Consider the following 15,284-nt stretch of genomic DNA (forward strand, 5'->3'; position numbering starts at 1 on the left):
GAAGACCTCGAAGTCCCTCCGTGATGTAGCTGAAATGCATCAACCAATTGAAATATAAATTAACTTCTGGAATGATATCGATTCTCATTCTCTCGGCGACCCCACGATGGTCGTCGGGGCTTTAAATCAAGAATAGCCAGCCTCGTCAGTCCCTGTGCGCAATTTGGGGCGGCCAGCCAGCCATCGCCGTCCAGGCCGAACGCGCCGCCATCGCGCGTTCCACCGGACGGATTTCTTTTGTCGCACAGGGAACCCATGTTGATCAGGACGCCGCTCGCGAGTGCGCTCGCGCTAGCTTTTGCCTTGCCGTTTGCTTCTTCCGCGCTCGCCCAGAGCGCGCCTGCCGTTGCCGCTTCGGGCGCCGCCGCCACGTCGGCCGCGTCGAAAGCCAATGCCAAGGCCGACGACAACGGCACGCTGCCCGCCGTCGCCGTGAGCGCGGAGGCCGCTGCGCAGGACTTCCAGGCCGAAAAATCGACCGTCGGCGCGAAGACGCCCACGGCGCTGCGCGATATTCCGCAGACGGTAACGGTCATCAACAAGGCGCTGATCCAGTCGCAAGGCGCGACCTCGTTCCAGGACGCGCTGCGCAACGCGCCCGGCATCACCATCGGCGGCGCGGAAGGCGGCCAGATCGGCAACAACATCAATCTGCGCGGCTTCACGGCGCAGAACGACATCTATCTGGACGGCTTCCGCGACCGCAACCAGTACTATCGCGACACCTTCGATCTCGAATCGATCGAGGTGCTGTACGGTCCGTCGTCGATGCTGTTCGGCCGTGGCTCCACGGGCGGCGTGATCAACCAGGTGAGCAAGCAGGCCGGTCTCAAGCCGCTCACGGAAGTCTCGTCCACCATCGGCACCGATGACCGCTATCGCGCGACGCTCGACGTCGATCGTGCGCTTGGCGATCACGCGGCGTTCCGTCTGAATGCGTTCGGCCAGTCGCTGGGTTCGACCCGCGACGAGATGATGAACAAGGACTACGGCTTCGCGCCGACGCTGCGCTTTGGCATCGGCACGCCCACCGAAGTCACGCTTTCGGCGCTGATCCAGCACAACTACGACCAGCCCGATTACGGCGTGCAGTCGATCAACGGTCATGCGTTCGCGCCGTCGAAGAGCACGTACTACGGCTTGACCGACGACCGCACGATCCAGGATCTTCAGACGGTTTCCGCGCGCGTCGATCACAAGTTCAACGATCAGTTCAAGATCAGCAACCAGACCGGCTTCTCGCACTCGCTCACCGACGCGCGCGAAACAGCCGCGCAGGCGGTCCTCACGGGGCCGCTGTCGAGCAGCACGGCGCTCAAGAACGGCAACTACACGACACTGCCGCTTTCCGATCTCTACGTGAAGCTGCAGAGCCACGATCGCGTGATCGAGAATCACTCGGTCTATAACGATACGATGGCGCAGTACAAGTTCAACACCGGCTTCGTGAAGCACGAGATGATCGCGGGTGTTGAAGTGGGCCACGACAGCTACACGAATCAGGCCTACACGCGCAACAATCTTCCGATCGTTTCGCTGCTCGACCCCGTCTATATTCCGACGCCCTCGAACGTCACCACGACGGTCGGCAATCACGCGGAATCGGGCGCGACCACGCTGGCGGCGTATTTCAACGAAACGATGTCGCTGGGCGAGCACTGGAAACTGATTGGCGGCGTGCGCTGGGATCGCTTCCAGGCGCATATTACGAACTCCATCAGTGCTCCGAACTATGCGGCGCAGACCAATACGTTCACGAGCGTGCGCGCCGGTGCGATCTATCAGCCGACCGACTGGCAGTCGTATTACTTCTCGTACGGCACGTCGTTCGATCCGTCGCTGGAAGCGCTGACCGTCACGAACAACACCCAGGGTCTCGCGCCCGAGCACACCAAGTCGTATGAGGTGGGCGGCAAGTGGGATCTGCTGGGCGGCAACTTGTCTGTGACTTCGGCGTTCTTCCAGCAGGAAATGGATAACGCGCGTACGCAGACATCGACCGGCGAATACACGCTCGAAGGCGATATTCGCGTGCGTGGCTTCCAGGCGGGCGCAACCGGCCACATCACCGACAAGTGGCAGGTGTTCGCGGGCTACACCTATATGGACGCCATCGTGCTCAAGGCCGCCGACGGCACCCAGGGCAAGACGCCTGCGAATACGCCGCGCAATACCTTCACGCTGTGGACCACCTATGCGTTCACGCCGCATTGGGAAGTGGGCGGCGGCCCGACCTATATGTCGTCGCGTTACGCGGCCAACACGAACTACGTGCAGGTGGGCGGCTACACGCGCTGGGACGCGATGGCCGCGTATCACGAGAAGAAGTGGGACGCGAGACTCAATTTGCTGAACCTGACGAACAAGTTCTACTATGACGCCCTCATCCAGTCGGATGGCGGACGTTCGGTGCCGGGCGTGGGTCGTACGTTGCTCGCGACGTTCGATTACCGCTTCTGAACCGGAAGGTTGGTAACCGGCGCTAATCAAGTCTCCACGCCGGTGTCACGCAAAGCCCGCATGATTGCGGGCTTTTGTGCGTCCATACCCTCTGTAATGCCGCGTAATGAAACCAGTTAGTTTCATGCGCAACGATCGAAGGAAACGACGATGCTGATCCATATCCCGAACGTCCTGACGCCCGAACAGGTGCAGGCGATGCGCGCGCGGCTCGACAACGCAGACGACGCCTGGGTTGACGGCCGCGCGACGGCCGGCTGGCAAGGCGCGCCCGTCAAGCGCAATCAGCAGATCGCCGAGCACACCCCGCTGGCGCGCGAACTGGGCGATGTGGTGCTGGCCGCCATCGAGCGCAATCCGCTCTTCATCAGCGCGGCGCTGCCCAATCAGGTGTATCCGCCACTGTTCAACCGCTACGAAGGCGGCATGACGTTCGGCTCGCATGTCGATGGTGCGGTGCGCGTGCTGCCCAACGGCGTGAAGCTGCGCACCGATGTTTCGGCGACGCTGTTTCTTTCCGCACCCGACGAATACGACGGCGGCGAGCTGGTCGTCGAAGACACCTACGGCGTGCAGGAGGTGAAGCTGCCGGCGGGCGACATGATCGTCTATCCGGCCACGAGCCTGCATCAGGTGAATCCGGTCACGCGCGGCGCGCGCGTGGGCAGTTTTTTCTGGGTGCAAAGCCTCGTGCGCGACGACACCAAACGCGCGCTGCTGTTCGACATGGACACCGCCATTCAACGCCTGAACGCGAGCGACGCGGACGCGCAGGCGCGCCGCAGCCTCGTGGGCTGTTATCACAATCTTTTGCGTATCTGGAGCGAGACGTGAGTTCTACTGAAAGCGCCGTATTGATCGACGATCAGCAACGTAGCGAGCGCACGAAGCGCTCGCGCCGCGCCACTTTCATCAAGTGGCTGCGCAAGGTGCATGGCTGGGTGGGCTTGTGGGGCGCGGCGCTCGGCTTGCTGTTCGGCGTCACGGGCTTCGTGCTCAATCACCGCATGGAGCCGCTGCGCATTTCGCCGGGCGCGCCGCAGGTTTCTTCGATGCAGCTGGACGTGCCCGATCCCGCGCCCGAAACGCCGCGCGATCTCGTCAAGTGGCTGAAGTCGCAGCCCGATCTGAAGCTGCCGCAACGCATGGGCCGCGTGCAGAAGGAGCCGGAGCACAAGGTGGCCTGGGGCGATCGCACCGTGGTCCAGCCCGAGCACTGGCAGATCATGTTCACCGCCCCGCATGAAAGCGTGAGCGCCGAATACTGGGTGGGCAACGATACGGTTTCGCTCAAACGCTCCGACAATTCGCTGATGGCGACCATCACGAACCTGCACAAGGGCGTGGGCATGAGCATCGGCTGGGTGCTGTTCATCGACACCTTCGCGGGCGCGCTCATCCTGCTCTCGCTCACGGGCGTGCTGCTGTGGACCGAGCTGAACAAGCGCAAGACGGTGGGCGCGGTGCTGGTGATCGGCTCGATCGTCGTGGCGGTGTGCGTCGGGCTGGCCTGAGCGTTACCCGGTCCGATCCGCGCGGCTCAGATGCCGCGCCAAATAGTCGATAAAGGCGCGCACCTTGGGCGGCAAAAAACGGTTGGGCGGATACAGCAGCCAGACCGGGCCCATATAGGCGCGCGCCTCGAAGATCCATTCTGGCAGCACCTGCACGAGCCGACCGTCGCGCAACGCTTGGGCGGCAGTGAATTCGGGCAGGCAGGCGATGCCCCAATCTTCCATCGCCGCTTCCAGACGCGCGCCTGTATGGTTCGCGATATAGCGGCCCTTCACCTCGACGGTCTGCGTTTGCGCGCCCTGGCGCAGACGCCAGCGGTGATCGTCGGCGGTTTCACCCAGCCATAGGCAATCGTGCTGCGCCAGTTCGCGCGGGGCAAGCGGCGTGCCGTGCGCGGCCAGATACGCGGGCGACGCGCACAGCAGCCAGCGCACCTCGCCCAACTGGCGCGCGGCAAGTCCGGGCGGCGGCGTGCGCGTCGCACGGATCACCAGATCCAGACCGTCGCGCAGCGGATCGACTTCATGGTCGATAAAGACGAGTTGCACATCCACTTCAGCGAACTCGCGCAAAAAGCCCGGAATCAGCGGATGAATCACGGTCTTGGCATAGGCCGTGGGCGCGGCGACGCTCACGCGGCCCTGCGGTCTGGCGGCGAGCTGGCCTGCGGCGTCGATGGCGCCTGCTGCCGAGCCGACCATGTCGCGGCAATGCCGATACACCTGCTGGCCCGATTCGGTCACGCGAATCTGGCGCGTCGAGCGCTCCAGCAGACGCGCGCCTAGCGCTTCCTCCAGACGTTTGATCTGGCGGCTGACCGTCGACGGCGTGCTGCCCAACTGGCGCGCGGCCACCGAGAAATTGCCGGCCTCGACCACGCGCGCGAAGGTCGCGAGGTCAGGGAGCAGGGCGAAAAGTTCGGTCGGGTTCATCTGTGCAATCAAAACATAAAAGCTGTGCGCGGTAGCCAGATTATCGTCACGAATGCAAAGCAGGACAATGGCCGCTCCCGCCATCCACGAGGTTTCCGCCATGTTTTCGCGCTTCGCCCGCCTGATGCATCTCGCCGACTGGCTGCTGCTCGCCGTCGCCATTGTCTGGGGCACGAGTTACGGCGTGGTCAAGCACGCGCTGGCGTTTTATCCGGTATTGGGGTTGTTGGCGTTGCGGTTTGCGCTGGCATTCGTGCTGCTCTCGCCCGCGCTTCGGACACTGCGCGGCGTCTCGCGCAAGGCGCTAGGCGGCGCGATGCTGATGGGCGGCCTGCTGCTCGCGATTTTTTTGTGTGAGGCATTTGGGCTGGCATTCACGCGCGCCTCCAATGCGGCATTTCTGGTGAGCCTGTGCGTGGTGTTCACGCCGATGTTCGAATGGGCCATGTTGCGGCGCAAGCCCTTGCGCGCGGAGTGGCTCGCCGTGGCCGCTTCACTCGCGGGGGCCTGGCTGTTGACGGGCGGACTCCACGCGCTAAATGGGGGCGACTCCCTGATCGTGCTTGCGGCAATGCTGCGAGGCTTTGCGGTCTGTGTGACCAAGCGCGTCATGCGCGACGCAAAGCTCGATCCGCTTGCCGTCACGGCGGTGCAAGCGGGTTGCGTGGCGAGCGGCAGCATCGTGCTCGCCGTGGTCTTCGCACCTTCGCAATGGCAGCCGTTGCCGGCGCTGGCGACGCATCTATCGTTCTGGGGCAGCGTGATCTGGCTTGTACTGGGTGCGACCCTCTTCGCCTTCTTCGTCCAGAACTACGCCGTACGCCGCAGCAGTCCAACGCGCGTGGCCTTGCTGATGGGCAGCGAACCCGCGTTTGGCGCGCTTTTCGCGTGCCTCTGGCTGGGCGAACGCCTGAGCGTCGTGGCGTGGACCGGCGGTGCGCTGATTGTCGCCGCTTCGCTGCTCGCAACGGTGCAATGGAAGCGCGCCGACGCCGCCGCGCTCACCGAAGCCGCGAACGCCTGAAGCGGCTTCGCCCCATTAGTCCTTCACGCCGCGCTTGCGCAGCAGATACGTATCCATGATCCATCCGTTGGCTTCGCGCGCTTCGGCGCGCACGCGCACGATCTGGTCCTTCACTTCGTCCAGCGGCCCGGCCATGAGAATCTCGTCGGGCGTGCCCACATAAGCACCCCAGTAAATATCGAGGTCCTCGCCCGCGATCTGCGTATAGGCATTTTGTGCGTCGAGCATCACCACGGCGCTGTCCGCATCGTCGGGAAAGCCGTTTTCCGCGAGACGCCGCCCGGTCGTGATGCTCACCGGCTTGCCGATGAAGTTCAGCGGCACGCGGTGCTTCGCCGCCAGCGCCTGCACGCTGCTGATACCCGGAATGACCTCGAACTCGAACGCGATACGCCCATCGGCGAGGATCGCATCGAGAATGCGGATCGTGCTGTCATAGAGCGATGGATCGCCCCAGACGAGGAACGCGCCGCATTGTCCATCGGCGAGTTCGCTCTCGATCAGACCTTCAAACACGCGCTGCTTGTCGCGATTGAGTTCGTCCACGGCGGCCTTGTATTCGACGCCATCGCGCCGCCGCTCGGGGCTGCTTGCCTCCACGATCCGATAATCAGGATTCCGGATAAATCGTGCGCAGATTTCCTTGCGCAGCGCGACGAGCTTGTCTTTCGCCGGACCTTTATCCATCACGAAGAATACGTTGGCGGCGTTGAGCGCCTCGATGGCTTGCACGGTCAGATAGTTGGGATCGCCCGCGCCGATGCCGATAATCAGAATCTTTTTCACGTTGAAGTCTGCACAAGAGAGTCGCCGCCGCGCGGCACAGATGCGGCGATGATAGCGCGAGTCCGCCATCCGACGACCACGCGCATGACACGCCAGATGCCCGGATCGTGGCCCGCCGCCGCATCGAAGTAATTTTCTTCAATACGCACGCTCTGGCCTTGCGTACGCTCGACGCTGAATCATCGCCGTTGGGCGTATCGAGGAGAATCGTGAGTACCGTACTTTCCATGGCCGCCTTCGCACTGGCCACATCCATCACGCCAGGTCCCGTCAATATTGTCGCGCTCGGTGCGGGCGCGCGTTATGGCTTGCGCGCGAGCCTGCGCCACGTCACGGGCGCAACGGTGGGCTTTGCGCTGCTGTTGCTGCTGATCGGCCTCGGTCTGCACGAACTGCTCGTGCAATGGCCGATGCTCACGCGCGTAATCGAATGGGCGGGCGTGGCGTTTCTGCTTTACGTCGCGTGGAAACTCGCTGCCGACGATGGCCGTATCGACACCACGGGCGCAGCGCGCGGCCCCACGCTGCTCGCTGGCGCGGCGATGCAATGGCTCAATCCCAAGGCGTGGCTCGCATCGGTCGCGGGCATGGGCGCCTACGCGGCCTCCGGCGAAAAAGCGCTCGTATGGCAGTTCGCGGCAATCTACTTCGTGGTCTGTTTCGCGTCGATTGCTTGCTGGGCATGGGCGGGCGCATCGCTGCGCCAGGCCTTGCGCGAACCGGAGCGGGTGCGCTTGGTGAACCGGACGATGGCGGCGCTGCTGGCGGCAAGCGCCTTATGGCTGCTGCTCGATTAAAGCCTGTGCGTCAGCCGCGATATTGTCCCGGCGTGGCTGCGACGAACTGGCGAAACACGCGCTGCAAATGTGCCTGATCGGCGAAACCGGCTTCTGCGGCCACATCGGCAATGGCGTGGCCGCGACGCAATTGCGCGCGGCTGAATTCGATGCGCCGATTGACCAGGTAGGCATGCGGCGTGAGGCCGTATTGCTCGCGAAACGCGCGAATCAGGTATGAAGGCGATAGCTCCGCCGCCGCGCAGATGTCTTCGAGCTTGAGCGCGCGCGTGTAGTTATCGTCGATGAATTCGGCGGCGCGCACGATGCGCTGATCCGGCGCGCGTGACGCGTCGCCATCGGGCGCGGGATTGAGCGTTTGCTGGAGCAGCGTGAAATACTGCGTGGCCGCGCTCTCCTTGCGCCATGCGTCCACCTGCGGATCGACCAGCAGGTCGTACAGCGCATTCAAGCCGTCGAACAGATCGGCGTCCCACGAGAGTGTCTGCTCGAATGGGCGATAACCTTCTTGCGCGCCAAAACCCAATGTCTGTTGCAGGCGCGCGAGCCAGTCCACGTCGATATGAAACATGCGATAGGTCCACGCTTCGTCGTCGGCGGGATTGCAGGCGTGCGCCACTTGCGCATTGATGACGACAACCGCGCCTGCATGAATGTGCTCCAGCGTGTCGCCGTTCAGATAGGTGCTGCGGCCGCCCAGAATCGAGCCGATCGAGAACGTGCTGTGCGCATGGCGGCCGTAGCGGACCTTGCGGCCATCGGCGATGGCGCGCACTTCGATGAAAGGCAGGGCGTCGTCGCGCCAGAAATTGGGCGTGGCGTCAGTGGATTGGGGCATGGCGGACCTCGAAAGCGATGCCTTCGTGAATCGCATGCTATTCACGAAGACATGGGAACTTGATCTTAACGCGGCGCGGCGCGCAAGTCGTGTTAGTTTGGCGGCTCGCCTCAATTCGAACGGATACCCACTGCCTATGAACGCGACTGCGAACGCGACTGCGAATACCCCTTTGCTGACGATCCGCACGCTCAACGAAAACGATATCGGTGCCTTTCGCGCCTTGCGTGTGCATGCGGCAGCCGACACGCCGTTCGCCATTGTCTCTACACCCGAGGAAGAAGCGCGCTCGACTGCCGAAGACATTATCGCGCGCGTGCGGGAAACCGATCAGCAGGCGATGTTCGGCGCATTCAATGGCGAGACGCTGATCGGAATCGCTGGCTGGCGGCGCGAGCAGCGTGTGAAATGGGCGCACAAATCGCTGATCTGGGGTGTTTTCGTCGATCCGGCTTATCGGCGTGCAGGCATTGCGCGGCGCCTCATTGAAACCGCCATCGAACGCGCCAAAGAGAGTGGCGTCGAACAGGTTCAATTGAGTGTCTGTACGCAGAATTCGCGCGCGCAAACGTTGTACTTGTCCTTGGGTTTCGTTATTTACGGTCGGGAGATGCGCGCGCTGAAAATCGGCGACGAGTATTTCGACGAAGATCTGATGGTGCTGATGCTCGACTGATCTCGCCTTGAATGCGCTTGCAATCGCGCCAATTCTGTCTGTGCGTTGGCGCACGAATTAAGTACATTCATCATTTCGTCATACAACCCGGTCGATAATCCACTCCGAATAAATTGGCCTTCGTGTCACGAGGCGTGCAAACGATAGCGCGCCCGGTACGGTCAAGGCCTCGGGGATTTCGACATGACCATTCGTCACCGCATCACGCTACTCATCGCTCTGATGTTCGTCGCGCTGTCCGCCATCGGCGGCTACGCGGTTTATCAGACGCGCCGCAGCGCCACCGATGTTCACCAGGTTACGCAGGGCGTCGTGCCCAGCGCGCTGGCGTCTTCCGATCTCGTCTCGCTAGTCAAGGACGTGCAGCTTGCGACGATGACGCTGGTCTACGCGCCGGACGCGACCACCGCGCAGCTCGCTCAGGACGACCTCAAGAAGAAGGAAACCGCGCTGCGCGCCGCGCTCGACGTGCAGAAGCAGGCGGCCGCGAGCCACGCGCAGGACGGTCTGGTCGCGCAGGCGCAGGAAAGCATCACGAACTATTTCAACGCAATCGACGACACCGCGAAGATGAAGGCCGCGGGCAAGAACGAACTTGCCCAGGCCTATCTGTTCGCCAACGTCGCGCAATATCGCGACGAACTCGAAGGCATCGTCACCACGATGCGCGTCGAGAAGAACCGCCAGAAAGACGACGCCATCAACGCGCTCAACGGCATGCTCGACACCACCACCAGCGCCATTGCCGGTGTGACGGGCGGCGCGGTCGTGCTGCTCACCGCCATTGGCCTGCTGCTGTATCGCCAGATCACGCGCCCGCTTTCGCGCATGCAGGAAGAGATGAGCGAGATCGCGTCGAACCAGGATTTCACGCGTCGCGTGCCGGTGGGCCGCATGGACGAAATCGGTCATTCGATCGTGGCGTTCAACGGCATGATCGAAAAGATCCAGCACAGCTCCGCGCAACTCAAGCGCAAGACCGCCGACATTCAGGCGATGTTGCAGAACATGCAGCAAGGCATCTTGACGGTAGTTGAGGGCGCAACGGTTCACAACGAATATTCGGCCTATCTGGAAGCGATTTTCGAAACGAAGGAAATCGCGGGCCGTTCGCTGATGGATCTCGTGTTCTCGCACACGGAGCTGGATGCCGACACGCTCTCGCAGATCGACGCCGCCGTGCAGGCTTGCCTTGGTGAAGACGACGTGAACTTCGCGTTCAACCAGCATCTGCTGGTCAACGAAGTCACGCGCACGATGCCCGATGGCCGCAAGAAAGTGCTCGACCTGAGCTGGTCGGCCATTACCGATGAAAACGATGTGGTCGTGCGCCTGATGCTGTGCGTTCGCGACGTGACCGAACTGCGCGAACTCGCGGCGGAAGCGGGCGAGCAGAAGCGCCGCCTGCAGATGATCGGCGAAATTCTCGCGGTCAGCGAAGAGAAGTTCCACAACTTCGTTGAGGGCGCAACCGGCTTCATTCACGAAAACGAACGCATCATTCGCCAGCACGATTGCGCGGATATGAGCGCGATCGACGCGCTGTTCCGCAACATGCACACCATCAAGGGCAATGCGCGCACTTATAGCCTCCAGCATCTCACGGGCGTGGTGCATGAAGTCGAGCAGCGCTACGACGCGCTGCGCCGCGCAGATACCAGCCACGCGTGGGACCAGCAGGCGCTGATCGACGATCTGCATCGCGTGCGCGAAGCCGTCGATCACTACGCGACGCTCAACGAAGTGAGCCTTGGCCGCGGTGCGCGTTCGAAGGATGAAGGCCTGAGCATCGGCCGCGATCAGATCGACGCCAGCCTGCGTCTGCTGGATAGCGCGAATCAGGACGATATCGGCTCGCTGCGCGCGATGCGCGAGGAACTGCGCAGCCTGCTGGGCGGCATCGGCACCGAAAGCGTCGAAGACGCTCTCGCTGGCGTGATCGATTCGCTGCCTTCGCTGGCGCAGGAACTCGACAAGGCCGCGCCCGTGGTGCGTATCGACGACGGCGGCTACCGTCTGCGCGCCGAAGCAGCCGGCACGGTCAGCGACGTCTTCACGCATCTGCTGCGCAACTCGCTCGATCACGGCATCGAAACGCCGGCGCAGCGCCGCGAGCTGGGCAAAGCTGAAGCGGGCCATATCGACATCAAGCTGGCCATGAGCGAAGGCGCACTGCGCATCGCGCTGGCCGACGATGGCCGTGGCCTTGCGCTCGCGCGCATTCGCGGCATCGCGACCGGGCGCGGCTGGTTGGGCGCGGACGAAACGATCAGCGACGAAGATATCGCGGCCTTCATCTTCCGCGCGGGTTTCTCCACGGCGCATAGCGTGACCGAAGTGTCGGGCCGTGGCGTGGGTATGGACGCCGTGCGCGACTTCCTCGAACGCGAGGGCGGCCGTATCGAATTGCGTTTCACTGATAACCGCGAAGGCGCCGATTATCGGCACTTCGAAACAATCGTCTATCTACCGCAAAGCTGTGCCGTCGCTGCGGCGCCTGCACGAGCGGCTGTGCAAGAAGAAGCGCTGGCTTGACGCGCAGCGGGGGATGACGTGGTGTTTCCGTATTTGATCGGCGCGGTGGCGGGTTTTGCAGTGCCGGCGCTATGCGCCGTCGTGCTGCGCCTGCGCGCACGCAGCCAGGCCAACGAAGCGCTGCTCGCGCTTCAAGAGGCGCACGACGCCGCGCTCGCGCAGGCTGAAGCGCGCCTGCACGACGCGCGGGACAGCGCGGCGCACGAGCATGAGGATCTGGCGACGCAGATCGATTCGTTGCGTGCGGACCTCGCGCAACGCCGCATGGTGGCCGACGCGATGGAGGCGACGCTGGCCGCCGAGCGCGCGCGCAGCACCGACGCGCTGCATCGCATCGAACGCATCGCCGCCGAGGCCGCGCGCCTCAAGCAGATGTCGGTCACATTCGAGCGCTGGCATGAGCAGATGATCTCGCTGATGTCGCAGAACCACGACATGCACCAGAAGAACCAGGAGCTGTCGTCGATCGTGAGCCATGTGCTGATCGTGTCGCTCAACGCGTCGATCGAAGCGGCGCGCGCGGGCGCGGCGGGACGCGGCTTCTCGATCGTGGCAGGCGAAGTGCGCACGCTGGCGACGCGCTCTCAGGAATTGTCGAAGAGCTATCGCGACAGCCTGCATCGCAACGACCTCATCACGACGGCGACGTTCCAGGACATTCAGGCGGGCGGCAAGATGATCGCCGCATCGCTTGCGAGCGTGGAATCGCTTTCGCAGCAATTGCGCGCGGAGCTGGAAGACGCGCGCGCCGAGGCGCACGCATGATAGGCACGCATGCGCAGGACAGTTTCGAGCGGATCTTCTTTGGCGCGGCGCGCACGCGCCTCGTCACCGATCCGCAGCACGGCTGCGAGATTACACCGGCGCCGAACGATGTTGCGCAGGGCGAGCAGGTGGTCGTGCTGACGATTTCCTCGATGCAGTTCCGCGTGCTGCTGTTGCTGCATGTGAAGGATGACGAAGCAACCCGCGGTTACTACGCGGCGGATGGCGGCCGTACTGTGCTGGATACATTCATGGAATTCGGCAACCTGTGCTGCGGATCGATGAACCAGCAACTGGTCGAGCATTTCCCCGATCTGGGCATGTCCACGCCGTATTCGCTCGGCAGTCAGTGCTTGCCGTATTTGCGCGAGTTGAAGCCGGACAGCGTGAAGTCGTATTCGCTCACGCTCGACGGGCGCGTGCGGCTGGGCGCGACGCTGTGCATCTGCACGCATACGCCGCTCGACTTTATTGCGGTGGAACGGGTTGGCGAGCACGAAGGCGCTGGCGAACTCGAATTGTTTTAAATCGATTTCACGCAACATCCCGTAATACCCCGCAGCACCACGAATCACGAACGCCTTCGCAAGCGCAGGAAAGCAGACGCATGAACACGAACAAGCCTGGCAGCAAGATTCTGCTGCTGGAAAACGATAGGGCACGCGCGCAGGCGCTCGAAGCCATCGTCGCCGAGCATCATCTCGCGTGCGTGCAGGTGCGGCGAGAGGCGCTGGCCACGGCCCTGCAGACGCATTACGACCTGGGCGGCGTACTGCTCGGCGAGGATTTCGGCGGCTCGCGCGAAGCCGCGGCGGCCGTGGCGGTGGCACTGGAGGTAGAGCGGCCGGAACTGCCGATCGTGCTGCGCCGTGCTTCCAGGCAAGCGGATGGCGCAGCCGACGATCTGCCCGAAGCGCTGCGCCGGGTGCCGCGCACGAGCTGGATTGACGACGAACCGGAAGCGCTGCAGGCGGCGCTCGCCACCCATGTGTTCTCGGACGATTATCCGGACCCGCTCGTTGACGGCATCACCGATCTGACCTTTGGACGCCTGCGCGGGCTGTTTCCGGACCTGGACGTGAACTGGGATACGCCAAGCGTGGTGCGCGACCGCATCATCTTCGGCGAAGTGCTGACGCTGATTCCGATCGAAACGGCGTGGTGCCGCGGCTGGTTGCTGATGCAGGCCGAGGAAGCGCCGCTGATCGAACTGCTGCCGCCGCGCGCGGGCCGCGACGAAACCAGCGATTTCCGCGACGTCAACGGCGTGCTGGGCGAACTGACGAATCTCGTGTGGGGCGCGTTCCGCAACCGCTATCTGGGCAACGCGCAGCATGGCGCGCAAGAAGGCGAGAACCGCGCGCAGGTGCAGGTGCCGCTGCTCATCAATCACCGGCGGCGCTATCTTTCGTTTGGCTCGGACAATCCGCAGCTATGCATCAAATATCGCCTCACGTGTCCCACGACGGGCCGCGAGGTGGTGATCGACCAGCGCTTCGTATTCAGCCTCGGCTGGTCGCGCGAGGGTTTCGACGAGACGGCGGCACAAGCCGCGGCCGCCGCTGAAGTGGAGCAGGCGAGCGGCGAACTCGAACTGTTTTAACGAACCGATTTTGACAGGCGCGCCGGTCATGGCGCGAAGGAAACAGACAACATGGCAAAGATTCTGGTGGTGGACGATTCGAGCACGGTGCGCGACGAAGTGGCGGGCTTTCTGCGCAAGAACGGTCTGGACGTGGACACGGCGGTGGACGGCAAGGACGGCCTCGCGAAGCTGAAAGCGAACCCCGGCGTGAAGCTGGTGGTGAGCGACGTGAACATGCCGAACATGGACGGCCTCACGATGGTCGAGAAAATCCGCAGCGAACTGGCGAACACGGCCGTGAACGTCGTGATGCTGACGACGGAAAGCAGCCCGGCGATGAAGGAGCGCGGCAAGGCGGCAGGCGTGCGCGGCTGGATCGTCAAGCCGTTCAAGGGCGAAGCCGTGCTGGAGACGTTCCGCAAGCTGGCGGGTTGATCGCGCGGCGATAGAACGGGGCGTTCTGGCTGGCGGTTTAGGTTGATGTTGATTTAAGCGAAAGGCTGATCCGGTTTTTATCGGGTTGGCCTTTTTTGTTTTTATCGATACCGTTTTTGAATTGCACCCTTTGATTTTTCGAATGAGAAATAACCATTCAAGCTCTTCGAGATCCAGTTGGCTATTTATTTGATATCAAATAATTTTCGATTTCGTAGGTGCTCAAGGTTAAATTCCAATTTTTCGGATCTTACTGATACTCCTGAGTCCTGATCCGTGGATTATTTCCAGCTGAGCTGACGTGTTGCTCACCTTGGTTGCCGGTCCAGCGTCGGCCCGGATCCTTTGGTAGTTAATCTGAGGAAGAGTAATGCTGAGAAACAGGGAGTGTTGCGAGGAGTTCAGAAAATGAGGCGAGCTCTATTGAGAGTGGGCGATAACACAACGGCTGGTGGGGCCGTTCTTGAAGGTGCGGAAAATTCCACGGTTCAAGGTAGAAGTGTAGCGTTTATTGGTGCGCGAATCTGGTGTCCGGCGTGTAACTCGGAAGGCTTCGTTGCGTGGGTGGGACCGCACAGAAAGGCGACGATGAACGGTAAGCAGCAGGCGCTAGATGGTGACGAATGCGCTTGCAAATGCAGCCCCCGGCCGATTTGCATCGCTTCGCAGAATCTCGCATGGCATAGCTTTGAAGCGGACGAATTGGCCGCTGATCCTTCGAAGTGCGCCATACCAGCAGGGGATTCGACGCGCGAGCTATATGACGAGCAATACGAGCTTCTCGATCAGGATGGCGGACTCATGTGCGGAGTTCGGTACCGCGTTCTCGCTGGATCCCAGATTGAACCGCCCCGGGAATCGTGGAGGCTGGTTGGTTTAAGTTAATGCCGGTTCAGCGGCAACCGTTTCAAGTTGCCGATAGTAGTTTGCCTCAGC

15 protein-coding genes are annotated in these 15,284 nt (G+C 62.4%); 12 read left to right on the top strand and 3 right to left on the bottom strand.

Going from position 1 to position 15,284, the window contains the following annotated elements; translation table 11 throughout:
- Positions 1-255: 255 nt before the first annotated feature.
- The 3 genes from F4827_RS31590 to F4827_RS31600 all read left to right on the top strand — a co-directional run bounded on the left by F4827_RS31590 (position 256) and on the right by F4827_RS31600 (position 3,974).
- A complete protein-coding gene (locus F4827_RS31590; protein WP_183731914.1) occupies positions 256-2,460 on the top strand; it encodes a TonB-dependent siderophore receptor in 2,205 nt (734 codons plus the stop codon).
- A gap of 150 nt (positions 2,461-2,610) precedes the next feature.
- Positions 2,611-3,294, top strand: a complete 684-nt coding sequence (locus F4827_RS31595) for a Fe2+-dependent dioxygenase (protein ID WP_183731917.1) — start codon at positions 2,611-2,613, stop codon at positions 3,292-3,294.
- Positions 3,291-3,974, top strand: a complete 684-nt coding sequence (locus F4827_RS31600) for a PepSY-associated TM helix domain-containing protein (protein WP_199124659.1) — start codon at positions 3,291-3,293, stop codon at positions 3,972-3,974. Before F4827_RS31595 ends, F4827_RS31600 begins: the two co-directional genes overlap by 4 nt.
- A gap of 3 nt (positions 3,975-3,977) precedes the next feature.
- Here F4827_RS31600 and F4827_RS31605 read toward each other — a convergent pair whose 3' ends face one another.
- The gene (locus F4827_RS31605; protein WP_183731920.1) at positions 3,978-4,907 is read right to left on the bottom strand and encodes a LysR family transcriptional regulator; all 930 of its coding nucleotides are present in this window, start codon (positions 4,905-4,907) and stop codon (positions 3,978-3,980) included.
- Positions 4,908-5,007: 100 nt separating this feature from the next.
- Here F4827_RS31605 and F4827_RS31610 point away from each other — a divergent pair, with 100 nt between their 5' ends.
- A complete protein-coding gene (locus F4827_RS31610; protein ID WP_183731923.1) occupies positions 5,008-5,931 on the top strand; it encodes a DMT family transporter in 924 nt (307 codons plus the stop codon).
- Positions 5,932-5,946: 15 nt separating this feature from the next.
- Here F4827_RS31610 and cobF read toward each other — a convergent pair whose 3' ends face one another.
- Entirely contained in the window at positions 5,947-6,717 is a 771-nt protein-coding gene (gene cobF, locus F4827_RS31615) for a precorrin-6A synthase (deacetylating) (RefSeq protein WP_183731926.1), read from the bottom strand.
- Between the two features lie 209 nt (positions 6,718-6,926).
- Here cobF and F4827_RS31620 point away from each other — a divergent pair, with 209 nt between their 5' ends.
- Positions 6,927-7,514, top strand: coding sequence for a LysE family translocator (locus tag F4827_RS31620; protein WP_183731929.1), 588 nt, complete (start codon positions 6,927-6,929; stop codon positions 7,512-7,514).
- A 10-nt stretch (positions 7,515-7,524) separates the two neighbouring features.
- On the opposite strand, the gene F4827_RS31625 is transcribed toward F4827_RS31620, so the two are convergent.
- Positions 7,525-8,352 (bottom strand): AraC family transcriptional regulator, encoded by an 828-nt coding sequence (locus F4827_RS31625; protein ID WP_260175498.1) that lies wholly within the window; start codon positions 8,350-8,352, stop codon positions 7,525-7,527.
- On the opposite strand from F4827_RS31625, the gene F4827_RS31630 reads away from it, so the two are divergent.
- The 7 genes from F4827_RS31630 to F4827_RS36060 all read left to right on the top strand — a co-directional run bounded on the left by F4827_RS31630 (position 8,351) and on the right by F4827_RS36060 (position 15,233).
- A complete protein-coding gene (locus F4827_RS31630; RefSeq protein WP_260175499.1) occupies positions 8,351-9,028 on the top strand; it encodes a GNAT family N-acetyltransferase in 678 nt (225 codons plus the stop codon). The two genes, F4827_RS31625 and F4827_RS31630, sit on opposite strands and share 2 nt — an antisense overlap.
- A gap of 183 nt (positions 9,029-9,211) precedes the next feature.
- On the top strand, positions 9,212-11,563 hold the full coding sequence (locus F4827_RS31635) for a HAMP domain-containing protein (RefSeq protein WP_183731935.1): 2,352 nt from the start codon (positions 9,212-9,214) through the stop codon (positions 11,561-11,563).
- Positions 11,564-11,581: 18 nt separating this feature from the next.
- Positions 11,582-12,328: a methyl-accepting chemotaxis protein gene (locus tag F4827_RS31640; RefSeq protein ID WP_311674978.1), complete on the top strand. Its 747-nt coding sequence runs from the start codon at positions 11,582-11,584 to the stop codon at positions 12,326-12,328.
- Positions 12,325-12,855, top strand: coding sequence for a hypothetical protein (locus tag F4827_RS31645; RefSeq protein WP_183731938.1), 531 nt, complete (start codon positions 12,325-12,327; stop codon positions 12,853-12,855). The genes F4827_RS31640 and F4827_RS31645 overlap by 4 nt, the downstream gene beginning before the upstream one ends.
- 80 nt (positions 12,856-12,935) lie before the next feature.
- Complete coding sequence (locus F4827_RS31650; protein ID WP_183731941.1) at positions 12,936-13,931, top strand: chemotaxis protein CheX; 996 nt, start codon at positions 12,936-12,938, stop codon at positions 13,929-13,931.
- A 51-nt stretch (positions 13,932-13,982) separates the two neighbouring features.
- Positions 13,983-14,348: a response regulator gene (locus F4827_RS31655; RefSeq protein ID WP_027820075.1), complete on the top strand. Its 366-nt coding sequence runs from the start codon at positions 13,983-13,985 to the stop codon at positions 14,346-14,348.
- Between the two features lie 408 nt (positions 14,349-14,756).
- On the top strand, positions 14,757-15,233 hold the full coding sequence (locus F4827_RS36060) for a PAAR domain-containing protein (RefSeq protein ID WP_183731944.1): 477 nt from the start codon (positions 14,757-14,759) through the stop codon (positions 15,231-15,233).
- Positions 15,234-15,284 lie beyond the last annotated feature (51 nt).

This window comes from Paraburkholderia bannensis (assembly GCF_014200455.1).
In the GTDB taxonomy this organism is placed as follows: Bacteria; Pseudomonadota; Gammaproteobacteria; order Burkholderiales; family Burkholderiaceae; genus Paraburkholderia; species Paraburkholderia bannensis_A.